22 protein-coding genes and 2 tRNA genes are annotated in these 24,408 nt (G+C 61.4%); all 24 read left to right on the forward strand.

Going from position 1 to position 24,408, the window contains the following annotated elements; genetic code table 11:
* Positions 1-521 precede the first annotated feature (521 nt).
* The 24 genes from O6760_RS21585 to proS all read left to right on the forward strand — a co-directional run bounded on the left by O6760_RS21585 (position 522) and on the right by proS (position 24,388).
* Complete coding sequence (locus O6760_RS21585; RefSeq protein ID WP_269581742.1) at positions 522-2,180, forward strand: Na/Pi cotransporter family protein; 1,659 nt, start codon at positions 522-524, stop codon at positions 2,178-2,180.
* A 275-nt stretch (positions 2,181-2,455) separates the two neighbouring features.
* A tRNA-Asp gene (locus tag O6760_RS21590) sits at positions 2,456-2,532 on the forward strand.
* A gap of 58 nt (positions 2,533-2,590) precedes the next feature.
* Positions 2,591-2,667: transfer RNA gene (locus tag O6760_RS21595), tRNA-Asp, on the forward strand.
* Between the two features lie 518 nt (positions 2,668-3,185).
* Positions 3,186-3,551: an NADH-quinone oxidoreductase subunit A gene (locus O6760_RS21600; RefSeq protein WP_269581743.1), complete on the forward strand. Its 366-nt coding sequence runs from the start codon at positions 3,186-3,188 to the stop codon at positions 3,549-3,551.
* Positions 3,542-4,120, forward strand: a complete 579-nt coding sequence (locus tag O6760_RS21605) for a NuoB/complex I 20 kDa subunit family protein (RefSeq protein ID WP_269581744.1) — start codon at positions 3,542-3,544, stop codon at positions 4,118-4,120. Before O6760_RS21600 ends, O6760_RS21605 begins: the two co-directional genes overlap by 10 nt.
* 89 nt (positions 4,121-4,209) lie before the next feature.
* Positions 4,210-4,815 carry an NADH-quinone oxidoreductase subunit C gene (locus tag O6760_RS21610; protein WP_269581745.1) on the forward strand — a complete coding sequence of 202 codons (606 nt, stop codon included), beginning with the start codon at positions 4,210-4,212 and terminating at the stop codon, positions 4,813-4,815.
* Between the two features lie 14 nt (positions 4,816-4,829).
* Complete coding sequence (locus O6760_RS21615) at positions 4,830-5,273, forward strand: GFA family protein (RefSeq protein ID WP_269581746.1); 444 nt, start codon at positions 4,830-4,832, stop codon at positions 5,271-5,273.
* The gene (locus tag O6760_RS21620) at positions 5,266-6,450 is read left to right on the forward strand and encodes an NADH-quinone oxidoreductase subunit D (protein ID WP_269581747.1); all 1,185 of its coding nucleotides are present in this window, start codon (positions 5,266-5,268) and stop codon (positions 6,448-6,450) included. Before O6760_RS21615 ends, O6760_RS21620 begins: the two co-directional genes overlap by 8 nt.
* A gap of 81 nt (positions 6,451-6,531) precedes the next feature.
* Positions 6,532-7,767, forward strand: coding sequence for an NADH-quinone oxidoreductase subunit E (locus tag O6760_RS21625; protein ID WP_269581748.1), 1,236 nt, complete (start codon positions 6,532-6,534; stop codon positions 7,765-7,767).
* A 9-nt stretch (positions 7,768-7,776) separates the two neighbouring features.
* The gene (gene nuoF, locus O6760_RS21630) at positions 7,777-9,078 is read left to right on the forward strand and encodes an NADH-quinone oxidoreductase subunit NuoF (RefSeq protein ID WP_269581749.1); all 1,302 of its coding nucleotides are present in this window, start codon (positions 7,777-7,779) and stop codon (positions 9,076-9,078) included.
* Positions 9,079-9,104: 26 nt separating this feature from the next.
* A complete protein-coding gene (nuoG, locus tag O6760_RS21635) occupies positions 9,105-11,168 on the forward strand; it encodes an NADH-quinone oxidoreductase subunit NuoG (RefSeq protein ID WP_269581750.1) in 2,064 nt (687 codons plus the stop codon).
* A gap of 16 nt (positions 11,169-11,184) precedes the next feature.
* Positions 11,185-12,246: an NADH-quinone oxidoreductase subunit NuoH gene (nuoH, locus tag O6760_RS21640; protein WP_269581751.1), complete on the forward strand. Its 1,062-nt coding sequence runs from the start codon at positions 11,185-11,187 to the stop codon at positions 12,244-12,246.
* Positions 12,243-12,479: a hypothetical protein gene (locus O6760_RS21645; protein ID WP_269581752.1), complete on the forward strand. Its 237-nt coding sequence runs from the start codon at positions 12,243-12,245 to the stop codon at positions 12,477-12,479. Before nuoH ends, O6760_RS21645 begins: the two co-directional genes overlap by 4 nt.
* Before the next feature lie 20 nt (positions 12,480-12,499).
* Complete coding sequence (nuoI, locus tag O6760_RS21650; RefSeq protein WP_006934709.1) at positions 12,500-12,988, forward strand: NADH-quinone oxidoreductase subunit NuoI; 489 nt, start codon at positions 12,500-12,502, stop codon at positions 12,986-12,988.
* A gap of 88 nt (positions 12,989-13,076) precedes the next feature.
* Positions 13,077-13,691 (forward strand): NADH-quinone oxidoreductase subunit J, encoded by a 615-nt coding sequence (locus tag O6760_RS21655; RefSeq protein WP_269581753.1) that lies wholly within the window; start codon positions 13,077-13,079, stop codon positions 13,689-13,691.
* Positions 13,692-13,787: 96 nt separating this feature from the next.
* The gene (gene nuoK, locus O6760_RS21660) at positions 13,788-14,096 is read left to right on the forward strand and encodes an NADH-quinone oxidoreductase subunit NuoK (protein ID WP_094070939.1); all 309 of its coding nucleotides are present in this window, start codon (positions 13,788-13,790) and stop codon (positions 14,094-14,096) included.
* 6 nt (positions 14,097-14,102) lie between these two features.
* A complete protein-coding gene (nuoL, locus tag O6760_RS21665; RefSeq protein ID WP_269581754.1) occupies positions 14,103-16,106 on the forward strand; it encodes an NADH-quinone oxidoreductase subunit L in 2,004 nt (667 codons plus the stop codon).
* Positions 16,106-17,665 carry an NADH-quinone oxidoreductase subunit M gene (locus tag O6760_RS21670; RefSeq protein ID WP_269581755.1) on the forward strand — a complete coding sequence of 520 codons (1,560 nt, stop codon included), beginning with the start codon at positions 16,106-16,108 and terminating at the stop codon, positions 17,663-17,665. Before nuoL ends, O6760_RS21670 begins: the two co-directional genes overlap by 1 nt.
* 23 nt (positions 17,666-17,688) lie before the next feature.
* A complete protein-coding gene (gene nuoN, locus O6760_RS21675; RefSeq protein WP_269581756.1) occupies positions 17,689-19,128 on the forward strand; it encodes an NADH-quinone oxidoreductase subunit NuoN in 1,440 nt (479 codons plus the stop codon).
* A gap of 8 nt (positions 19,129-19,136) precedes the next feature.
* The gene (locus tag O6760_RS21680; RefSeq protein WP_269581757.1) at positions 19,137-19,910 is read left to right on the forward strand and encodes a biotin--[acetyl-CoA-carboxylase] ligase; all 774 of its coding nucleotides are present in this window, start codon (positions 19,137-19,139) and stop codon (positions 19,908-19,910) included.
* 43 nt (positions 19,911-19,953) lie between these two features.
* Positions 19,954-21,633 (forward strand): ribonuclease J, encoded by a 1,680-nt coding sequence (locus O6760_RS21685; RefSeq protein ID WP_269581758.1) that lies wholly within the window; start codon positions 19,954-19,956, stop codon positions 21,631-21,633.
* A gap of 197 nt (positions 21,634-21,830) precedes the next feature.
* Positions 21,831-22,235, forward strand: a complete 405-nt coding sequence (gene mce, locus O6760_RS21690; RefSeq protein ID WP_269581759.1) for a methylmalonyl-CoA epimerase — start codon at positions 21,831-21,833, stop codon at positions 22,233-22,235.
* Between the two features lie 4 nt (positions 22,236-22,239).
* Entirely contained in the window at positions 22,240-22,530 is a 291-nt protein-coding gene (locus O6760_RS21695) for a DUF1467 family protein (RefSeq protein WP_269581760.1), read from the forward strand.
* 529 nt (positions 22,531-23,059) lie between these two features.
* Positions 23,060-24,388: a proline--tRNA ligase gene (gene proS / locus O6760_RS21700; protein WP_269581761.1), complete on the forward strand. Its 1,329-nt coding sequence runs from the start codon at positions 23,060-23,062 to the stop codon at positions 24,386-24,388.
* The last annotated feature ends 20 nt before the right edge of the window (positions 24,389-24,408 follow it).

Below are 24,408 nucleotides of genomic sequence, written 5' to 3' on the forward strand. Positions count from 1 at the left end.
CCCAAGAAAGTGCCCGTTCCGTGGGTGCGACCTGCTACGTGAAGAATCCCTGTTATGTAAAGAACCCCTGCTATGTAAAAGACCCCTGCTATGTGAAGAGCTGAATTCGGCTTCGGTTTCCGGCATGGTTCATGCGCGGGCCGGTTGGGATGTCCCGGCTGCAGGGCATCAAAGGTCTTTGAAGGCGCTCTTTCGGAACACCGCGAACGCGTGATTGATGCGGACCGGCGGCCGAGTCGGGAGATCTTACTCTGGACGCAGGGATTGAGGTCTTGAAGAGCCTGGCCGACGATGCGAACGGTTTGCGGTGCTGTGCCTGTTCGCGGCAACGTTCGGGCTGAATGCCCTGGATCCGGACGCATGTTTCCCGCAGTCATTTCCGTCATGCCGCATTCCCTGGCAAGCCATATCCGCAGTGCGGTTTCGTTTTGGCTTCGAATGCTGTGTTTTCTTTTTCATACCATTCCCATAAACTTCTCCGGCTAAGTAAAAACCTGCAGCGTGGAGAGAAGATTAGCCATATGGGAATCGTCGTTGTCATTAAGATGTTCGGGGCAGTTATGCTGCTTCTCTACGCGGTCAGGATGGTGCGTACGGGGTTCGAGCGCGCGGCCGGCCCGGCCCTGAGGCGCGTCATCGGGAAGGCCTCGGCCGGACCCGTGTCCGGGGCCGGTTCCGGCGTGGCGGTGGCGATTCTGCTGCAGAGCGCGACCGCCGTTGCGATGCTGGCCGCCGGATTTGCGACTTCCGGGTTTATCACCACTGCGGCCGGGTTGGCCGTGCTGCTGGGGGCGGATCTCGGGTCGGCGCTGGTGGTCCAGTTTCTGGTTTTCGATCTGAGTTGGCTCATTCCGCTGTTGCTTGCCGCGGGTGCCTGGCTTTTCCTGAAGCTTGAAGCGCGCTCAGCCAAGCAGGCCGGGAGAATTCTCCTGGGTATTGCCTTCATCCTGCTGGCCCTCGGGATGATTGGGGAGGCGACCGCGCCCCTGAAGGAAGCCCGGTTCATGCCGCAGGTCGCGGGCTACCTGGGGCAGGATGCGCCCATGGCGATGGCCTTCGGTGCGTTGCTGGCCTTTCTGGTCCACTCCAGTGTGGCCGCCGTTCTGATGATTGCCGCTCTCGTCCAGAACGCGGGTCTTGCACAGGACGCGGCCATCCCGCTTGTGCTCGGTGCGAATGTCGGGGCAGGGATCGTGGCGCTCTGGCTGACGCGCGGCATGGACAGGAAGGCCAGGCTGCTGCCTCTTGGAAACTTCATCTTCCGTGCGGTCGGGGCGGTTCTGGCCTTTTTGGTCCTGAGGAAGTTTGCGCCGCCTCTCGACGTGATCAGCGGCAACCCGGCCCAGCAGATCGTTGCCGTGCATGTCGCCTTCAACCTGTTGCTCGTTGTGTCCTGTCTTCCGCTGACAGGGCCGGTTTCTTGGCTCGTGGAAAGGCTTGTGCCCGACAGGTCGAAGGAGCAGGAAAGCGAGAGCCTTCTGCCCAAAAGCGCTCTCGATCGGCAGCTCATCGGCAATCCACGGCTGGCCCTGGCCAGTGCAACCCGCGAACTCCTGCGCATGGGGGAACTGGTCGAGGTGATGGCAAGACCGGTCATACTGATGCTGGAAAGGGGCAGCGAAGCCGAAATACGGCGGCTTCAGCAGCTGGACCGGCACGTCAACACCATCCATTCGTCCATCAAGCTCTATATCGCCGAGGTCAATCGCGGTGAACTGACTGCCGGGCAGGCTGAAAGAGGCATGGAACTGGTCGGTTTCGCGGTCAATCTGGAACGGGCGGGGGATCTTGTCGCAAAGAACCTCCTGGAGCTGGCACTGGAACTGCAAGTGAACAAGATCAGCTTTTCGCAGGAGGGGCTGAAGGAGCTGACACGCATGCATGACCGCGTCCTTGCCAACATGGAGCTGGCCCTGAATGTCCTGGTCTCCGAAGATGTTGCCTCCGCGCGCGAACTGATTGCCGAGAAGGACAAGATGCGCGCCCTTGAACGGGAGAGCCACAACCGGCACCTCGACCGTTTGAAAACGAAAACCGTGCAAAGCATGGAATCGAGCAATGCCCATCTGGAAGTGATGCGCAGCCTCAAGGATATCAACGCCCTGTTCGCGACCGTCGCGGTGCCGATCCTCGCCAGGGAAGGACAACTCCGGGATACGAGGCTAGTTCCCGCGGAATAGGAGAAACGGCAGCAGAGAAGCGAATTCCGAAAGACCTCGCCGGCAAAAGAATCTGAGGCCCGCGGCAGGTCTTGCCCGGTCGGTGTCATGGCGACAATTCCGTTACGAAACAGAAAGTTATCCACATTCAATGGCGTAAACGATACCGAAGAATCCGGGGGCTGGGCACGGCAATGTCAAAAAACGGCAATTCGGACGGAATAGGGTGCTTGACTTCGCCATCCAGCCGCCGTACATCAGCGCCACTTCAGGGCGACAGCTTGTTGCCTGACGAAGCGGGTGTAGCTCAGTTGGTTAGAGTGCCGGCCTGTCACGCCGGAGGTCGCGGGTTCGAGCCCCGTCACTCGCGCCACTTCCCTTACAAGGTACAAGAGTACTGAAGCGGGAAGGGCGCAATATACCGTGAATGTGCGGGTGTAGCTCAGTTGGTTAGAGTGCCGGCCTGTCACGCCGGAGGTCGCGGGTTCGAGCCCCGTCACTCGCGCCACTCACGGTTCCCTCAAGTCTTCCAGACACTTCCTTTCAAACCTTGACGTATCGCATGAACGTGATGCGCTCTTGTTTGGCGACAAGTGTCCCGGCTTTGCATTTCCACCGCCGGATTTCTTCAGGTGAACGCCTGACGCGGCAGGGTGCAGCATATTCATTTTTCTTGAGTTTTGCGTGCCGGGCATCCGGAAAATCCGATTCTGGTGCGGGGGTGGTAATCCGTCCCGGGTGCGTCATAATTCCTCATGGGTTGTGCAAAGTTTTTGCCTGGGCACAAACTGGCTGAAACAGGGGGTTTGATGAGGGTCGGCGCAAAGTTGGTCCAAGTATGGCAATAGTTTGACCTGGAGAGGGTCTTGCGTTGCACCAAAGCGTAAGCTAAGCGTGCGCTCGCATGTTGGTTTCATTGAGCCGACGGGATGAGCGTGACCTGCCGGTATAACGAGGCGATGGGGAACGCGCCCCAGGCACCGGATCTCCTCCGGATCCGCCTCCATATGCAAGGACGCGAAAGACATGGAAGATCTCTTGCGGGAATATGTCCCGATCGTCGTGTTCATCGGCATCGCGCTGGTGATCGGCCTGGCGCTGCTGATTTCACCGTTCATTCTGGCCTACAAGAACCCGGATCCGGAAAAGCTCTCGGCCTATGAGTGCGGTTTCAACGCCTTTGACGATGCCCGCATGAAATTCGATGTGCGGTTCTATCTTGTCTCCATCCTGTTCATCATCTTCGATCTGGAAGTTGCGTTCCTGTTCCCCTGGGCAACGGTTTTCGGTGAACTGGGCTGGTTCGGCTTCTGGTCCATGATGGTGTTCCTTGGCGTCCTGACCGTCGGCTTTATCTACGAATGGAAGAAGGGAGCGCTGGAATGGGATTGACCACCACCGAGCCGCTCGTTGCTCCGCAGCCCAAAGGCGTGATCGACCCGAACACGGGCAAGCCGGTCGGCGCCGATGACGCGTTTTTCCTGGAAGTGAACAACGAGCTTGCCGACAAGGGCTTTCTCGTCACGTCCACCGACAACCTGATCCAGTGGGCGCGCACGGGCTCGCTCATGTGGATGACCTTCGGTCTCGCTTGCTGCGCCGTGGAAATGATGCAGATGTCGATGCCGCGTTATGACGCTGAACGTTTCGGCTTCGCGCCGCGCGCGTCTCCGCGCCAGTCCGACGTGATGATCGTCGCCGGGACCCTGACCAACAAGATGGCGCCGGCGCTGCGCAAGGTCTACGACCAGATGCCGGAACCGCGCTACGTTATCTCGATGGGGTCCTGCGCAAACGGTGGCGGCTATTATCACTATTCCTATTCGGTGGTGCGCGGCTGCGATCGCGTGGTGCCGGTCGATATCTATGTCCCGGGCTGTCCTCCGACGGCCGAGGCCCTTCTTTACGGTGTGATGATGCTGCAAAAGAAGATCCGGCGCACGGGCACGATTGAGAGATAGGGATCCGGGGCCGCAAGGCCGCGGATCTTGAAGGAGAGGGGCGCCCCGCGCCCGTCAATTTGGACTCCATTGGAGTGAGGGCGAACAGGATGGACGAGACGTTGAAGGAACTCGCCGAGCATATCGAGCTTGGCCTGGGTGAGTCCCTTGTGTCCTGGCAGGTGGCGTATGGTGAGCTGACGCTGACCGTGACTGCGACCGACATTCTCGACGCGGTCCGCTTTCTACGCGACAACAGCTCGTGCAAATTCGTCAATCTGACCGACATCTGCGGTGTGGACTATCCGGCGCGCGAAAAGCGCTTCGATGTCGTCTATCACTTCCTGTCCCCGGTCCAGAACCAGCGCATTCGCGTCAAGGTGGCCACCGACGAGGTGACGCCGATTGCCTCGCTCACTCCGGTGTTTCCGGGTGCGGAATGGTTCGAGCGCGAAGCCTATGACATGTACGGCATTCTTTTCTCCGGCCATCCGGACCTGCGCCGTATCCTGACCGATTACGGTTTCGACGGTCATCCGCTGCGCAAGGATTTCCCTGTGACCGGATTTGTCGAGGTCCGTTACGACGACGAGAAAAAACGCGTCGTCTACGAACCGGTCCGGCTGAACCAGGAAATGCGTTCCTTCGATTTCATGTCACCCTGGGAAGGCACCGACTACGTGCTGCCGGGTGACGAGAAAGCAACGACGAGCTGAGGGGCGGGGCAGGGATGAGCGAACGGCTTTCAGGTGGATGTCTTTGCGGTGCGGTGCGCTTCGCCGCCACGCCGACCGACGGCGAGATGGGCGTTTGCCATTGCGGCATGTGCCGTCGCTGGACCGGCGGCACCTACATGGCGGTCAGCTGTGGCCCGATGTCCGGCGTCGATGTCGAGGGCTCCGATGCGCTCGGCGTTTACAAGTCCTCCGATTACGGCGAACGCGTCTTCTGTTCCAAATGCGGATCCACCCTGATGTGGCGCATGGCGGACGGTTCGCATGTTTCCATGTCCGCCCAGGCTTTCGATGACCCGTCGCAATTCAAGTTCACGTCCGAGATTTTCGTTGACGAACAGCCGGATAATTACGCTTTCGCGAACGAAACCCGCCGAATGACCGGCCCCGAAGTCATCGCTTATTTCACGCAGAAAATGCAGGAACCTCAAAATGGCTGAGGCTCAGGTCCGTAACTTCAACATCAACTTTGGCCCGCAGCACCCGGCGGCGCATGGCGTGCTGCGTCTTGTGCTTGAACTCGACGGCGAAGTGGTCACCCGTGTCGATCCGCATATCGGGCTTTTGCACCGCGGCACCGAGAAACTGATCGAGCAGAAGACCTATCTGCAGGCCGTGCCGTATTTTGACCGCCTCGACTACGTGGCGCCGATGAACCAGGAGCATGCCTTCGCGCTCGGCGTGGAGCGCCTGATCGGCATCGAAGTGCCCAAGCGCGGCCAGCTGATCCGTGTGCTTTTCTCCGAGATCGGCCGCCTGCTGTCGCATCTGCTCAACGTCACCACGCAGGCCATGGACGTCGGTGCCCTGACACCGCCGCTGTGGGGCTTCGAGCCGCGCGAGGAGCTGATGGTATTCTATGAGCGTGCCTGCGGCGCGCGCATGCACGCTGCCTATGTGCGCCCGGGCGGCGTCCATCAGGACCTGCCGCGCGACCTGCTCGACGACATCTGGGATTTCTGCGATCCGTTCCTGCAGACGCTGGACGACATCGAGGGCCTTCTGACCGACAACCGCATCTTCAAGCAGCGCAACGTCGACATCGGCGTCGTCGATCTTGATGATGCCTGGGCCTGGGGCTTTTCCGGCGTGATGGTGCGCGGCTCCGGCGCGCCGTGGGATCTGCGCAAGTCGCAGCCCTACGAGTGCTACTCGGAGCTCGACTTCGACATTCCGATCGGCAAGAACGGCGACTGCTACGACCGTTACCTGATCCGCATGGAAGAGATGCGCCAGTCGGTCCGGATCATGAAGCAGTGCCTGGAAAAGCTGACCGTTGAAACCGGTCCGGTCTCGTCGACCGACGGCAAGATCGTGCCGCCGAAGCGGGGCGAGATGAAGCGTTCCATGGAAGCGCTGATCCACCACTTCAAGCTCTACACCGAGGGCTACCATGTCCCGGCCGGCGAGGTTTATGCCGCCGTGGAAGCGCCGAAAGGCGAATTCGGTGTCTATTTGGTCGCCGACGGCACCAACAAGCCGTATCGCTGCAAGATCAAGGCGCCGGGCTACGCCCATCTCCAGGCGATGGATTTTCTCTGCAAGGGCCACATGCTCGCCGACGTCTCGGCGGTGCTCGGCTCCATGGACATCGTGTTCGGCGAGGTCGACCGCTGATGCGGCCGGCCCGTCACCAATTTTCGACCCTGGCAGCCGCCCGTCCGGCTCCGGTCACATTGACAGAACGGGGATAACACCATGGCAGTTCGCCGACTTGCCGCGGAACAACCAGAAAGCTTCGCGTTCACCGAGAAGAACCTCGCGTGGGCAAAGAAGCTGATCGACCGCTATCCGGCAGGCCGCCAGGCCTCGGCGGTGATTCCGCTTTTGTGGCGTGCGCAGGAACAGAATGACGGCTGGGTCAGCGAGCCGGCGATCCGCTACATCGCCGAAATGCTGGACATGCCCAAGATCCGCGTCCTGGAAGTGGCGACCTTCTACACCATGTTCCAGCTGCAGCCAGTGGGCAAGAAAGCCCATATCCAGGTCTGCGGGACGACGCCTTGCCAGCTGCGTGGCTCCGAGGACCTGATCAAGATCTGCAAGTCGCGCATTGCCAAGCACATGCACGAGATTTCCGAGGACGGCATGTTCTCCTGGGAAGAGGTCGAGTGCCTGGGCGCCTGTGTCAACGCGCCGATGGTTCAGATCTTCAAGGATACCTACGAGGACCTGACCCCGGACAGCTTCAACCAGCTGATCGACGACATTGCCGCCGGCAAGGAAGTCACGCCCGGTCCGCAGAACGGGCGCCGCTTCGCGATGGCCGAGGGCGGTCAGACGTCTCTGACGGAGATCGACGACACCACCAAGGGCACCTTGCCGGCGCCGCATGTGGTCGACGGCTCGGAGAAGGCCTCCCATGACTTTGCCGGCGCCGCGATCAACGCGGGCGGCAACGATTATGACGGGGTGCCGACGCCCGCCGAAGACGCGGTTGCCAAGGTCAAGGCCGCTTTTGCCGCCAAGTCCGCGAAAAAGGACGATGTGCCCGCAGCTGCTGTGGCGCCGAAAAAGGCGGCCGCCAAGACCGCCGAGAAGGTCGAGAAGGCTGCGAAGAAACCGGCAGAGCCGAAGCCTGTCGCCAAGGCCAAGCCGAAGGCGGCGTCTGCCGCCGAGGCGGACGTTGCCGAGAAAGCACCAGAACTTCTGAAGAAAGCCCGGGGCGGCAAACCCGACGATCTGAAGAAACTGAAGGGTGTCGGTCCCAAGCTGGAAGCGACGCTCAACGAACTCGGTTTCTTCCATTTCGACCAGGTCGCCAGCTGGGGCCCGGAAGAGATCGCCTGGGTCGACAGCCGGCTGAAGTTCAAGGGCCGCATCGAGCGGGACGGCTGGATCGACCAGGCCAAGCTGCTCGCCAGCGGTGAAGAGACTGAATTTTCCAAGCGCGTGGAAGCCGGCGAAGTGGCCTCCTCCAAGAGCGAAGACTAGGGGGAAGAGATGCTGAAGGATCAGGATCGGATCTTCACCAATATCTACGGTCTGCATGACTGGGGCCTGGAAGGCGCGAAGAAGCGCGGCCAGTGGGACAACACCAAGGGTCTGCTCGACAAGGGCCGTGACTGGATCGTTCAGGAAATGAAGGATTCCGGTCTGCGCGGCCGTGGCGGCGCGGGCTTCCCGACCGGGCTGAAATGGTCGTTCATGCCCAAGGAATCCGATGGCCGTCCGGCCTATCTGGTCGTCAATGCCGACGAATCCGAACCGGGCACCTGCAAGGACCGCGAAATCCTGCGCCACGACCCGCACACGCTGGTCGAGGGCTGCCTCGTTGCCGGTTTCGCCATGGGGGCGATCGCTGCCTACATCTATGTGCGCGGCGAGTTCATCCGCGAACGCGAGCGCCTGCAGGCGGCCATCGACCAGGCCTACGACGCCGGTCTGATCGGCAAGAACAACAAGAACGGCTACGACTTCGACATTTACGTCCACCACGGCGCCGGCGCCTATATCTGCGGCGAGGAAACCGCGCTGCTGGAGAGCCTGGAAGGCAAGAAAGGCCAGCCGCGCCTGAAGCCGCCGTTCCCGGCCAATGTCGGTCTCTATGGCTGCCCGACCACGGTGAACAACGTGGAATCGATCGCGGTGGCACCGACCATCCTGCGCCGCGGAGCGGCCTGGTTTTCCGCGCTCGGGCGTCCGAACAACACCGGCACCAAGCTGTTCTGCGTCTCCGGCCACGTCAATCAGCCGGCGACCTTTGAAGAGGAACTCGGCGTTCCCTTCGACGAGATGATCGAGAAACATTGCGGCGGCATTCGCGGCGGCTGGGACAATCTGCTGGCGGTGATCCCGGGTGGATCCTCCGTACCGTGCTGCACGGCGGAGCAGATCAAGGAAGCGCCGATGGATTTCGACACGCTGCGCGGCCTGGGCTCCGGCCTCGGCACGGCAGCGGTCATCGTCATGGACAAGTCCACCGACATCATCAAGGCGATCGCGCGGCTCAGCTATTTCTACAAGCACGAGAGCTGCGGCCAGTGCACGCCCTGCCGCGAGGGCACGGGCTGGATGTGGCGCGTGATGGAACGCATGGTCAAGGGCGAGAGCTCCTACGAGGAAATCGACATGCTGTTCAAGGTGACCAAGCAGGTCGAAGGCCACACCATTTGCGCACTCGGGGATGCGGCCGCCTGGCCGGTTCAGGGTTTGATCAAGAATTTCCGGCCTGTCATCGAAGCGCGCATCGATGACTATGTCGCCAAGTCGAAGTCGTCTTCGACCATGGTGGCGGCTGAGTAAGCGGAACGGGATTTGGAGAGCAACGGATGACGAAGCTCATCATCGACGGCAAGGAAGTGGAAGTCCCGGCGGACTACACGCTGCTTCAGGCCTGTGAAGAGGCGGGCGCCGAGGTTCCGCGGTTTTGTTACCACGACCGGCTGTCGATTGCCGGCAACTGCCGCATGTGCCTGGTGGAAGTGAAGGGCGGACCGCCCAAGCCGACCGCCTCCTGCGCCATGGGCGTGAAGGATCTGCGTCCGGGCCCGAACGGCGAACCGCCGGTGGTCGAGACCAAGTCCGAGATGGTCAAGAAGGCCCGCGAAGGGGTGATGGAGTTCCTGCTCATCAACCACCCGCTGGATTGCCCGATCTGCGACCAGGGCGGCGAGTGCGACCTGCAGGACCAGGCCATGGCCTATGGCGTCGACGGCTCCCGGTTCCACGAGAACAAGCGCGCGGTCGAGAACAAGGAAATCGGCCCGCTGATCAAGACGATCATGACGCGCTGCATCCACTGCACCCGCTGCGTGCGCTTCACGACGGAAGTCTGCGGCGTCACCGACATGGGCCTGGTGGGCCGCGGCGAGGATGCCGAGATCACCACCTACCTGGAAGCAGCGCTGTCCTCCGAGATGCAGGGAAATGTGGCCGACCTTTGCCCGGTTGGCGCACTGACCCACAAGCCCTATGAGTTCCACGCCCGTCCGTGGGAACTGACCAAGACCGAGAGCGTCGACGTGATGGACGCGGTCGGGTCGGCAATCCGCGTCGACACGCGCGGCAAGGAAGTCATGCGCGTGATGCCGCGCCTCAATGAAGAGGTCAACGAGGAGTGGATCTCCGACAAGTCCCGCTACATCTGGGACGGTCTGAAGACCCAGCGCCTCGACCGGCCTTATGCCAAGAAGGACGGCAAGCTTCAGCCGGTGTCCTGGGGCGAGGCGTTCCAGATCATTGCCGACAAGGTGAAGGGCGCTTCCGCCGACAGGATCGGCGCGCTTGCCGGTCAGATGGCGGGCGTCGAGGACATGTTCGCGCTGAAGAGCCTGATGGAAAAGCTAGGTGTCGCCAACCTCGACAGCCGTTTCCCGGGCTCGCCGCTGCATCCGAAGAACGGCCGGGCCAGCTATCTCTTCAATTCCACGATCCAGGGGATCGAGGATGCCGATGCGATCATGCTGATCGGCACCAATCCGCGCCAGGAAGCGCCGGTCCTGAACGCCCGCATCCGCAAGCGCTGGACCCGCGGCGACCTGACCATCGGCCTGATCGGCGAAAACGCCGACCTGACCTACCCGGTGACCTATCTCGGTGCCGGACCGGACAGCCTGAAGGACTTCGTCAAGCATGCCCCGGCCAAGGCCGAGCGGCCGATGTTCATCATCGGCCAGGGTGCGCTCAACCGTCCGGACGGGGCCGAAGTGCTGGCAACGATTGCCGCTGCCGCCAAATCGCTCGGCGTGATCAAGGACGGCTGGAACGGCTTCAACATCCTGCACACCGAGGCCTCCCAGGTCGGTGCGCTGGATCTGGGTTTCGTGCCCGGAGAAGGTGGCAAGGACACGGGTGCGATGCTCGAACCGGGGGCTCTGGACGTCCTGTTCCTGCTCGGCGTCGACGAGGTCGAGGTGCCGGAGGGAGCATTCGTTGTCTACCAGGGCACCCATGGCGACCGTGGCGCGCACCGGGCCGACGTGATCCTGCCGGGCGCCGCCTATACCGAAAAATCCGCGATCTACGTCAACACCGAGGGCCGCGTGCAGATGGCCGACCGGGCCGCGTTCCCTCCGGGCGAAGCACGCGAAGACTGGGCGATCCTGCGGGCACTGTCGGCCGTGCTCGGCCAGACGCTGGAATTCGACTCGCTCAGCGCGCTGCGTGCAAAGCTCTTTGAAGCAGTGCCGCACATGACCGGCATTGATGCCATCGAGGCGGGCGACGCGGCGGATATCGGCAAGCTGGCCAATGCGAAAGCGAAAATGGACAGTGCCGGTTTTGCCAACGTGATCCGTGATTTCTATCTGACCAACCCGATCGCCCGCGCCTCCAAGGTGATGGCCGAGTGTTCGGCGCTCGCGAAGACGCGGGCGGCAGAAGCAGCAGAATAAGGGGCAGGGGACCGAAATGGTTGAGTTCTTTACGACCACCTATCTGGGACAATTCCTCCTGATGGCGCTGCAGAGCGTGGTCATGATGGTCGTGCTTCTGGTGATCGTCGCCTATGTACTGCTGGCGGACCGCAAGATCTGGGCGGCCGTGCAGATTCGCCGTGGCCCGAACGTGGTCGGTCCGTGGGGCCTGCTGCAGAGTTTTGCCGACCTTTTGAAATTCGTTCTGAAGGAACCGGTCATCCCGGCCGGTTCCAACAAGATCCTGTTCCTTCTGGCGCCGCTGGTTTCCGTGCTGCTGGCACTGGCTGCCTGGGCGGTGATCCCGGTTGCCGACGGGTGGGTGATCGCGAACATCAATGTCGGCGTCCTGTTCGTTTTCGCGGTGTCCTCGCTCGAGGTCTACGGCGTCATCATCGGCGGTTGGGCCTCGAACTCGAAATATCCGTTCCTGTCGGCGCTGCGTTCGGCGGCCCAGATGGTGTCCTACGAGGTCTCGATCGGTTTCGTGATCGTCACCGTGCTGCTGTGTGCCGGTACGCTGAACCTGACGGGAATTGTCGAATCCCAGCAGACTGGCCTGGCGACCTGGCTCGGGGTGCCGTGGCTCAGCTTCCTGAACTGGTACTGGCTGCCGCTGTTCCCGATGTTCGTGGTGTTCTTCGTGTCCGCGCTGGCCGAAACCAACCGTCCGCCGTTCGACCTTGCGGAAGCGGAATCGGAGCTGGTCGCCGGCTTCATGGTGGAATACGGCTCGACCCCGTACATGATGTTCATGCTCGGTGAATATGTCGCCATCTGCCTGATGTGCGCTCTGATGACGATCTTCTTCATGGGGGGATGGCTGCCGCCGTTCGACTTTGCACCCTTCACCTGGGTGCCCGGCGTGGTCTGGTTCCTGTTGAAGTGTTTCCTGGGCTTCTTCATGTTCGCCATGGTGAAGGCCATGGTGCCGCGCTACCGCTATGACCAGCTGATGCGCCTGGGCTGGAAAGTGTTCCTGCCGCTGTCGCTGGGCATGGTCGTCGTTGTCGCCGCAGTCCTGATGGTCATGGGCTGGGCACCGGGCGCGGCGTGAGCATATCACTCGCCGGCGTGATCGGCGCCGCCGTCGGTCTCTACATGGGCTGGCTCGACTGGAAGATCCTGAAGGGCATGCTTCAGGCGGCGGAAACGAAGAACAGGCAGGCCGGCGGCGACGGTGGCGCCGCGGCCAGATACAAGGCGCTCTGGAGCGCACTGATTTTTGGAGTTCCGGTGATCGGCTTCCCGATCATCGGCTATTGGGCCGGCCACCAGCTGGCTGGTTGAGGAAAGAGAGGCAAAAAGCGATGGGACTTAGTCAAGCCGTCAAATCGCTGTTCCTGCAGGAGTTCGTGTCCGCCTTTGTTCTGGCGATGCGCTACTTCTTCAAGCCGAAGCCTACGGTCAACTATCCGTTCGAGAAAGGCCCGGTGAGCCCGCGTTTCCGTGGCGAACACGCGCTGCGCCGCTATCCGAACGGCGAGGAACGCTGCATCGCCTGCAAGCTGTGCGAGGCCATCTGCCCGGCCCAGGCGATCACCATCGAGGCCGGTCCGCGCCGCAATGACGGCACCCGCCGGACCACCCGCTACGACATCGACATGGTCAAGTGCATCTATTGCGGCTTCTGCCAGGAAGCCTGCCCGGTGGACGCGATCGTGGAAGGGCCGAATTTCGAGTTCGCGACGGAGACCCGCGAGGAGCTTTACTACGACAAGGAAAAGCTGCTTGCGAACGGCGACCGCTGGGAACGCGAAATTGCCCGCAACATTGAAATGGACGCTCCTTACCGCTAGGAGCTAACCGACTTCTGATTTCAGCCCGGCAATCCGGCCGGGCCCCGCAGTTCCGGCCGCAAGGCCACACGACAGGCAGGTCTTCGAAATGATCCTGAAAGCCCTCTTCTTCTACCTGTTTGCCGGCGTCACCCTGGCGTCAGGCTTCATGGTGATCGCGTCCCGCAATCCGGTGACCTCGGTCCTGTTCCTGATCCTGGCCTTCGTCAATTCCGCGGGTCTGTTCATTCTGCTCGGGGCCGAGTACCTGGCCCTGCTGCTGGTGGTCGTCTATGTCGGCGCCGTCGCGGTGCTGTTCCTGTTCGTCGTCATGATGCTCGATGTCGATTTCGTCGAGCTGCGTCAGGGCTTCCTGCAGTATCTGCCGATCGGCGGCCTCGTGGGCCTGATCCTGATGGTCGAGCTGCTCATGGGTCTCGGCGCCTGGATCATTGCGCCCGAGGTGCTCGGACACGGCTCCGAACCGACGCCGGCGCTGACCGAGATGAGCAACATCCAGGCGCTCGGCTCGGTGCTCTACACCAAGTACATCTATTTCTTCCAGGTCGCTGGCCTGGTTCTCCTGGTGGCCATGATCGGGGCGATCGTCCTGACCCTGCGCCACAAGCCGAATGTCAAACGTCAAAGCATTCCGGATCAGGTTGCGCGCAACCGCGAAACCGCCATCGAGGTCCGGAAGGTGGAAACGGGCAAAGGTATCTGACGCGGGAAAAGCGTCGTTCGATAATGTCCGGGCACATGCACGCTCCTCCGTGCGGTGCCGGGTTGGGGTAAACGAGGGGAGCACGGCGAGGCGCCCATGGAAATCGGTCTGTCGCACTATCTGTCGGTCGCGGCGATCCTGTTCACGATCGGGATCTTCGGGATCTTTCTGAACCGGAAAAACGTGATTGTCATCCTGATGTCGATCGAGCTGCTGCTGCTCTCGGTGAACATCAACTTTGTCGCCTTTTCGTCGTTCCTCGGCGACATGATGGGACAGGTATTCACCATGCTGGTGCTCACCGTTGCCGCCGCCGAAGCGGCGATCGGCCTGGCGATCCTGGTGGTATTCCACCGGAACCGCGGCTCCATCGCCGTGGAAGACGTCAACGTGATGAAAGGGTAGGAACCGATGTATTCCGCAATTCTGTTCCTGCCGCTGATCGGCTTCCTGATTGCAGGCCTTTTCGGCCGCGCCATCGGTGCCAAGGCCTGTGAATATATCACCAGCGGGTTTCTCATCCTGGCGGCGCTGCTCTCCTGGATCGTTTTCTTCGGCTTCTGGCTGGGCGGCTCGGAACTGCAGATCGTCGATCTGTTCCGCTGGATCGATGCCGGTAACCTGAAGGTCTCCTGGTCGATCCGCGTCGATACGCTGACCGCCGTGATGCTGGTCGTCGTGACCACGGTGTCCGCGCTGGTGCATGTCTATTCGATCGGCTACATGCATCACGACCCGCACCGTCCGCGCTTCTTCGCCTACCTGTCCCTGTTCACCTTCGCCATGCTGTCGCTTGTGACGGCCGACAACCTGCTGCAGATGTTCTTCGGCTGGGAAGGCGTCGGTCTCGCCTCCTACCTCCTGATCGGTTTCTGGTACCAGAAACCGTCCGCCAACGCGGCCGCGATCAAGGCCTTTGTCGTCAACCGTGTCGGTGACTTCGGCTTCGCGCTCGGCATTTTCGGTGTGTTCTACCTGTTCGGCAGCATCGAGTTCACCAAGATCTTCAACGATGCGCCGTCCTTCATCCAGGGCCATGACGAGGTGATGACCTTCCTCGGCTATCACCTGGATCCGCATTCGGCGATGACCATCGTCTGCCTGCTTCTGTTCATGGGCGCCATGGGCAAGTCGGCGCAGTTCCTGCTGCACACCTGGCTTCCGGACGCGATGGAAGGCCCGACACCGGTCTCCGCGCTGATCCACGCCGCGACCATGGTGACCGCGGGTGTGTTCATGGTGGCGCGCCTGTCGCCGCTGATGGAACTGTCGCACACCGCGCTGACCGTGATCGTGTTCTTCGGTGCGACCACGGCCTTCTTTGCCGCAACGGTCGGTCTCGTTCAGAACGACATCAAGCGCGTGATCGCCTATTCGACCTGTTCCCAGCTCGGCTACATGTTCGTCGCACTCGGTGTCGGGGCCTATTCGATCGGCATCTTCCACCTGTTCACCCATGCCTTCTTCAAGGCGCTCCTGTTCCTCTGCGCCGGCTCCGTCATTCACGCGGTCTCCGACGAGCAGGACATGCGCAAGATGGGCGGCCTCAGGAAACACATTCCGATCACCTATTGGACGATGATGATCGGCACGCTGGCCCTGACCGGTGTCGGCATACCGTTCACCCATCTCGGTTTTGCCGGTTTCATTTCCAAGGACGCCATCATTGAGGCCGCCTTTGCCGGTTCGGTCGGCGAGCATGCCAACCCGATGGCGCTCTACGGCTTCTGGCTGACCGTCATCGCCGCCGCTCTCACGGCGTTCTATTCGTGGCGCCTGACGTTCATGACCTTCCACGGCAAGCCGCGTGCGCCGGTGGACGTGATGAAGCACGTCCATGAATCGCCGCTGGTCATGACCGTGCCGCTGTTCATCCTGGCGATCGGCGCAGCGCTGGCCGGCATGGTGTTCTACGGCTCCTTCTACGGCGAGGGCTATTCGGAATTCTGGGACAAGGCCCTCTTCGTCAGCGAGACCAATCACATACTCCATGCCATGCATGAGGTGCCGGCCTGGGTGAAGGTGTCTCCGTTCGTGATGATGGTGCTCGGCTTCCTGGTCGCCTACCAGTTCTACATCCGCGCGCCGGAAATGCCGAAGCAGTTGGCGGAGCGCCATTCCGGCCTCTACCAATTCCTGCTCAACAAGTGGTATTTCGACGAGCTCTACGATTTCATCTTTGTCCGTCCTGCACAGTGGCTCGGCCGCATGCTCTGGAAGAAGGGCGACGGCACCGTGATTGACGGCTTCGGCCCGAACGGCGTCGCCGCGCGCGTCCAGAACGTCACGTCCTGGGTCGTCCGCCTGCAGACCGGATATCTCTATCACTATGCATTTGCGATGCTGATCGGGGTGGCTCTGCTGATCACCTGGTCGATGTTCACCGGTGCGGGCACCGGCGGGGGTGCACACTAATGATTGACTGGCCAATTCTGTCACTCACAACGTTCTTGCCGCTGCTGGGGGTGCTGTTCATCCTGCTGGTTCCGGGCAATGACGAGGGCAGCAAGAAAAACATCCGCATGGTCGCGCTGGTGACCACGTCGGTGACCTTCCTGCTGTCGCTGTTCATCTGGGGCAACTTCGACTACGCCAACCCGGGCTTCCAGTTCATCGAGGAGAAGGACTGGCTGCCGAGCGGCATCGCGGCGCAGTTGGGCGCCGAGGACATCAAGTACCGCATGGGCGTCGACGGCATTTCCGTGCTGTTCGTGATCCTGACCACCTTCCTGATGCCGTTCTGTATCCTGGCCTCCTGGGAAAGCATCCAGAAGCGCGTCAAGGAATACATGATCGCCTTCCTGGTGCTGGAAACGCTGATGATCGGCGTCTTCTGCGCGCTCGACCTGGTGGTGTTCTACGTCTTCTTCGAGGCCGGCCTGATCCCGATGTTCCTGATCATCGGCGTTTGGGGTGGTGCCCGCAGGGTCTATGCCTCCTACAAGTTCTTCCTCTACACGCTGCTCGGCTCGGTGCTGATGCTGATCGCGATCATGGCGATGTACTGGACGGCCAAGACCTCCAACATCGCCGAGCTGGTCACCAGCAACGCGTTTCCGCCGGAAATGCAAACCTGGCTCTGGATCGCCTTCTTTGCCAGCTTCGCGGTAAAGATGCCGATGTGGCCGGTGCATACCTGGTTGCCGGATGCGCACGTGGAAGCGCCGACGGCAGGCTCGGTGATCCTGGCAGGCATTCTCCTGAAGCTCGGCGGCTACGGCTTCCTGCGCTTCTCCCTGCCGATGTTCCCGGTTGCCTCGGACCTGTTCGCGCCGATGATCTACACGCTGTCTATTGTGGCGATCATCTACACCTCGCTGGTGGCGCTGGCGCAGGAGGACATCAAGAAGCTGATCGCCTATTCCTCCGTGGCGCATATGGGTTACGTCACCATGGGCATCTTCACGATGACGGAGCAGGGCGTGCAGGGCGGCATCTTCCAGATGCTGTCGCACGGCATCGTCTCCGGCGCGCTGTTCCTGTGTGTCGGCGTGATCTATGACCGGATGCACACCCGCGAGATCTCGGCCTATGGCGGCCTGGTCAACCGGATGCCGAAATACGCTGTCGCCTTCCTGATCTTTACCATGGCCAATGTCGGCCTGCCGGGCACGTCCGGGTTCGTCGGTGAAATCCTGACGCTGATGGGGGCCTTCCAGGTCAACACCTGGGTGGCGTTCTTCGCCACAACCGGCGTGATCCTGTCGGCGGCCTATGCGCTCTACCTCTACCGCCGCGTCGTCTTCGGCGCGCTGGAGAAGGAAAGCCTGAAGTCGATCCTGGACCTGAACCTCCGGGAAAAGGCCATCCTGCTGCCGATGGTGGTGCTGACGATCTTCTTCGGCTTCTACCCGATGGCCATTCTGGACGTGACCCAGGGCGCGGTCGACAATCTTATCACTCACTACACGGCGGCGCTTGACGCCGCCGGGGTCACCCAGCACGCCGCGGCAGCCGCCGCGACAGCACACTAAGGTTTCGAGGACGAGACAGAGCCATGTCAGACATGACCCAACTGCCAGATCTCATGCCGGCCCTGCCGGAGATCATCCTGGCCCTCGGAGCGATGGTGCTGCTGATGATCGGTGCCTTTGGCGGCAAGGGCGTCAGCTACGCCGTCTTCGGCGGCGCGATGGGCCTGCTCGGCGGCACCTTCCTGGTACTGCTGTTCGTGCCGACCTTCGACGTCACTTTCGGCGGCTCCTTCGTCCTCGACGATTTTGCCCATCTTCTGAAACTGCTGGTGCTGGCGGGCTCGTTCTTCGCCATCGCCATGTCGTGGGCCTATGCCAAGAGCCAGTCCTTCGATCATTTCGAATATCCGATCCTGATCGTGCTGGCGACGCTCGGCATGATGCTGATGCTGTCGGCAAACGACATGATCGCGCTCTACCTTGGTCTCGAACTGCAGAGCCTGGCGCTCTACGTGGTTGCCGCGATCAACCGGGACAGCGTCCGCTCCACGGAAGCCGGCCTGAAATACTTCGTGCTCGGCGCCCTGTCCTCGGGCATGCTTCTTTACGGCATGTCGCTGGTCTACGGCTTCTCCGGCCAGATCGCCTTTGCCGGCATTGCCGAAGCGCTGACCCATGAGGGGGCCTCGATCGGTCTCGTGATCGGGCTGACTTTCATCCTGGCCGGCCTTGCCTTCAAGATCTCGGCCGTGCCGTTCCACATGTGGACGCCGGACGTTTATGAAGGCGCGCCGACCCCGGTTACCGCCTTCCTCGCGGCCGCGCCGAAGGTCGCCGCGATGGGCATGTTGGTACGGATCGTCATCGAGGCCTTCCAGCCCGTCACCAGCGACTGGCAGCAGATCATTGTGTTCGTTTCGATCGCCTCCATGGCACTCGGGGCCTTCGCCGCGATCGGGCAGAGCAACCTGAAACGGCTGATGGCCTATTCGTCGATCGGTCACATGGGCTATGCCCTTGTCGGTCTGGCGGCCGGCACCCAGACCGGTGTCGAAGGCGTGATCTTTTACATGATGGCCTATCTCGGCATGACCCTCGGTGTCTTCGCTTGTATCCTGTCCATGCGCCGCAAGGACGGCATGGTGGAGGAAATCAATGACCTCTCGGGCCTTTCCCAGACCAATCTGCCGATGGCGATCCTGCTCGGGCTCCTGATGTTCTCCCTGGCCGGCATTCCGCCGCTGGTCGGTTTCTTCGGCAAGTGGTACGTGTTCGTGGCCGCTGTCGAGGCCGGTCTTTATCCGCTGGCCGTTATCGGCGTGCTGATGTCGGTGGTTGGCGCCTATTATTATCTGAGGATCGTGAAGGTCATGTTCTTCGACGAACCTGCGGAGGCGTTCGAACGGATGCCGGTGGAACTGAAGGTCGTTCTGGGCCTGTCCTCCGTGTTCGTGGTCTTCTTCTGGCTGGCGCCGGGACAGGTGGTCAGTGCGGCCAGCGCGGCGGCGCAGTCGCTGTTCTGACCGGTGACATGACAAGCGGAACAAACCAACGTCCGGCGCCCGGTGCGCCGGACTTTCGCGTTGAAGAGCACGTTACTCTCGGGTCGACCAACACGGCGTGTTTCGACCGTGCCAGGGCCGGGGATACCGGCCGCCTCTGGGTCCGCGCGGAGGAACAGACCGAAGGCCGGGGCAGGCGGGGCCGGGACTGGTCCTCGCCAGGGGGAAATCTCTTTGCCAGTCTGTTGCTGGTGGCCCCTGAACCAGCCAACCGTATCGGCGAATTGCCTCTTGTGGCTGCGGTCGCATTGGCGGAAGCCGTTGACAAAGCGCTCGGCACACTGCAACTGGTACAATTGAAATGGCCGAATGACCTGCTGGTCGAAGGCGCAAAACTGTCCGGCATCCTTCTGGAGGCCGAAGCACTTGCCGATGGTCGGCAGGCTGTGGTCATCGGTTTTGGTGTGAATTGTGTATCCCACCCGGAGCTTTCGCTTTATCAGGCCACGGATCTGAGAAGTCTCGGGTTTCAGGTGAGCGCGGAGAGACTGTTCGAGTTTCTTGCAGCTTCCCTGGCCGAGAAGCTGACGGTGTGGGCGCAGCCCGGCGGCTTTGACGACATCCGTCGCGGCTGGTTGAAGCGGGCGGCCCACCTGGGCAACCGGATCACGGTCAGGACCGCACAGGAAGAATTAAGCGGCATATTTGCCGATCTGGATGCGCGCGGCCATCTGGTCCTGAAGCAGGACGATGGCCGGTTGCGCACCCTATACGCGGGCGACGTGTTTTTACCTGGCGTTTGACGCCGGGGCGGGTCGCTTACGCGCTTGCTTAAAGGAGCAATAGATGGCTTCGGCCAAGAAAACTGAAAACGACATCGTCTTCCTGCCGTTGGGCGGGGTCGGTGAAATCGGCATGAACCTCGGCCTTTACGGCTATGGCCCCGAAGATGACCGCACCTGGTTGATCGTCGATTGCGGCGTGAGTTTCGCCGGTCCGGAACTGCCGGGCATCGATGTGGTCGTACCGGACATCAAGTTCCTGGAGGACGAGGTCGACAACGTCGCCGGCATGGTGATTACCCATGCCCACGAAGATCATTACGGCGCGATCCTGCACCTGTGGCCCTATTTGAAGGTTCCCGTCTTCGCGACGGCTTTTACCGCCGGATTGCTCGCGGCCAAGACCGAGAGCGAGCCCGGGGCCGAGGAGGTCCCCGTTACGGTGGTCAAGCAGGGCGAGCGTCACAAGATCGGGCCGTTCGATGTGGAATTCGTCGCGATGGCGCACTCCATCCCGGAGCCTTGCGCACTCGCGATCCGCACACCTGCCGGCATGGTCCTCCATACGGGCGACTGGAAAATCGACCCGACACCCGGCGTCGGCAAACCGATCGACATGGACCGTCTTGCCGAACTCGGGCGGGAAGGGGTGATGGCCCTTGTCTGTGACAGCACCAATGCCGTGCGCGACGGTGTCAGCCCCAGCGAAAGCGATGTTGCCAAGGAGCTGACCAAGGTCATGTCCAAGGCGAAACACCGGATCGCGGTGACCACGTTTGCGTCCAATGTCGCCAGGATCAGGGCAATCGCGGAAGCCGCGGCGGCCAATGAGCGTGATGTGGTCGTTGTCGGACGGTCCATGCACCGGGTCATCGAAGTGGCCGGCGAACTCGGCTATCTGGAAGGCCTGCCGCAGTTTCATGACGAGGAGGCCTTTGGCTATCTGCCGCGCGAGAAGGCTGTGCTGCTTTGCACGGGCTCGCAGGGCGAGAGCCGGGCTGCCCTGGCGCGTATCGCGGCAGGCGATCACCGCAACATCGCGCTCACCAAGGGCGACATGGTGATCTTCTCCTCGCGCACCATTCCGGGCAACGAAAAGGACGTCGGCGCGGTCATGAACAATCTCGCCGACAAGGATGTCGAGATCGTCACGGACCGGGATGCGCTGGTGCATGTTTCCGGCCACCCGCGGCGCGGTGAACTGGAACAGCTCTACAAGCTGATCCAGCCGAAAGTCGTGCTTCCCGTCCATGGCGAGCCCCTGCATCTTGGCGCCCATGCCGCCTTTGCCAGGGACCTCGGCGTTCGCGAAGTGGTGCGCGGCAAGAACGGTGACATTGTCCGGCTGACGGCGGGACGGGCCGGGGTTATCGACGAGGCACCTTCCGGCATCCTGGTCAAGGACGGGGATATTCTCGATGACCCGGAAGTGACCGGCGTGAAGGAAAGGCGGAAACTGTCTTTCGCCGGCGCGGCGGTCATTGCGCTGGTCGTCAACCGTGCGGGGGATCTGCTGACGGATCCGTCGATCACGCTGCTGGGACTTCCGGACACCGACGATGACGGCGAGCCCATGGAGGACATTGTCTCCAAGGCCGTGACCGGCGCGGTCAGGAGCATCCCGAAGGGGCGTCGCAAGGACAAGGACCTCGTCGGAGAGGCAGCCCGGCGGGCGGCCCGGTCCGAGATCCAGAGCGTCTGGGGCAAAAAGACGCTCTGCAAGGTGATGGTGACCCAACTATAGTCAACTACGCATCCTGTTTTGGCTGCGGTAAAACCCTGAAGCCTCATCCAGAGACGGACCGCGGGTCCGTCTCTTAGGATCGCCCGCCTGTCGCGGAATGTGTTGCCGATCCTTCGAGACGGGCCGTTGGCCCTCCTCAGGATGACGCTGAGTTTTTGGGGTCTGTGGAAGACGGAATGTCTGGTGGAGGGAAATTCATGATCGGACGGCTCAATCACGTTGCCATCGCGGTGTCGGACATCGAGGCGGCGACGGCTGTCTACCGGGACACGCTCGGGGCGGAGGTCTCTGCCAAGGAAGAACAGCCGGATCACGGGGTGAGCACGGTGTTCATCAACCTGCCCAACACCAAGATCGAGCTGCTGGAGCCGCTTGGAGCGGAGTCGCCCATTGCCAAGTTCCTGGAGAAGAACCCGTCCGGCGGCATTCACCATGTCTGCTACGAGGTCGACGACATCATCGCCGCCCGCGACAAGCTGGTCGCCGAGGGTGCGCGGGTGCTGGGTGACGGCGAACCGAAAATCGGCGCGCACGGCAAGCCGGTGCTGTTCCTTCACCCCAAGGACTTTCTCGGTACGCTGACCGAGCTGGAAGAGGCTTGACACCATGTCCGTGGCATTTGGCCTGGCAATCTATTTCATGCTCTGGTGGATCATCCTGTTCGCCATTCTGCCGTTCGGCATGCGCCGGACTCAGGAAGAGGCAGGTGAGGTGATTCAGGGGAGCGAACCAAGCGCGCCGGAAAAGCCGCAGTTCCTCAAGGTGATCGTGATCACGACCGTTGTCACCACAATCGTGTTTTCCGGGTATGTTGCCTTGCGCAACTCCGGTTTCGGGCTCGATGACATCCCGTTTTTGCAGCCGCCGGCCGGTGACTACGCCCATCCCGGCGACTGATCTGCGCCCGGGTTTCCGACTATCAGGGAATTCGGCTGTAAGCCGGCAAAGAAAAAAGGCAGAGCCGAAGCTCTGCCTTTAAAAGTTCCGCGTCTAATTCGACCCTTTAACCCTTGCCGATCGATTGCTCAATCCGGCTGGGCGGCTGCGAACCGTGAGGTGCGCCTGAGGGTCCTTCCTCCCAAGACTCAGACCGCGATGTCCTTAAGCTTCTTAGCATTTCTGCCGAGGCATCTTTTTCTTATGAGAAGGGAAACTAGCTGATTGATTCCGGCTTGTCACCTATTTGTCGTGCACAGCTCAATTTTTTTGCTTGCCTATTTCCTTGGCGTCAATTGCTACTAAGGTCTTAGTTTGCTTGCGGGTAGGGCATGATGTGAAAATGGTTGGGAAAACGCCCGTATTTCGGCCAATTTGACACGCTTGTCCGCAAAAGCCGGCCGGCGTTTCGCAAAGGGCTTGTGTTTGGCGCCCGCATGCGCTTTGACTGCGCTCAAAACAGGCGATGCCAAAATCAGAGAGAACCTAGATGCGTCTTTCCCGCTACTTCCTGCCCATCCTGAAAGAAACGCCCAAGGAGGCGGAAATCGTGTCCCACCGGCTGATGCTGCGGGCGGGGATGATTCGACAGCAGTCCGCCGGGATCTATTCCTGGCTGCCGCTCGGCCTGAAGGTTCTGCGCAAGATCGAACGGATCGTCGAGGAAGAACAGGCGCGTGCCGGCGCGATCCAGCTGCTGATGCCGACCATCCAGTCCGCCGACCTCTGGCGTGAAAGCGGGCGGTACGATGCCTATGGCAAGGAAATGCTGCGCATCACCGACCGTCACGAGCGCGACATGCTGTTCGGACCGACCAACGAGGAGATGATCACCGACATCTTCCGCGGCTACGTGCGCTCCTACAAGGACCTGCCGCTCAATCTCTACCACATCCAGTGGAAGTTCCGAGACGAGGTCCGCCCTCGTTTCGGGATCATGCGAGGCCGCGAGTTCCTGATGAAGGACGCCTATTCCTTCGACGTCGACAAGGAAGGCGCACGCCACGCCTATAACCGCATGTTCGTAGCCTACCTGCGCACGTTCGAGCGGATGGGGCTGAAGGCGATCCCGATGAAAGCCGAGACCGGCCCGATCGGCGGCGACATGAGCCATGAATTCATCATCCTGGCGGAGACCGGCGAGAGCGAGGTCTTCTGTGACAAGTCGCTTCTGGAAATGCCGACACCGCCCGCGGAGACGGATTTCTTCTCGGACCTGACTCCGATCGTGACGGAGTGGACGACGCCCTATGCGGCCACCGACGAGATGCATGACGCGGACGCCTTCGCGGCACTGCCCGAAGCCGATCGCGTCTCGGCCCGCGGCATCGAAGTCGGCCACATCTTCTATTTCGGCACCAAGTATTCCGACGCCATGGGAGCCAAGGTGGCCACCGCCGAAGGCATCGAGGTTCCGGTCCACATGGGCTCCTACGGGGTTGGTGTGTCACGCCTTCTTGGCGCCTTGATCGAAGCCAATCATGACGACAACGGAATCATCTGGCCGAAATCGGTCGCCCCGTTTCATGTCGGACTGGTCAACCTCAAGCCGGGCGACGAACTGACGGACGGGGCTTCGGAGGATCTTTATGCCAAGCTGGAGGCGGCGGGCATCGAGGTGCTCTACGATGACACGGATACCAGGGCCGGGGCGAAATTCGCCACCATGGACCTGATCGGTCTGCCGTATCAGGTGGTGGCGGGGCCCCGTGGACTGAAGGACGGCGTTCTGGAGGTCAAGGACCGCGCAACTGGGGAAAAGGAAATGCTTTCCCCGGAAGCCACCTTGAACAAGCTGACCGCGGCATTGACGGACTGAAGCCGTCCGTCGATGCTTTG

This window comes from Roseibium sp. Sym1, assembly GCF_027359675.1.
Taxonomy (GTDB): domain Bacteria; phylum Pseudomonadota; class Alphaproteobacteria; order Rhizobiales; family Stappiaceae; genus Roseibium.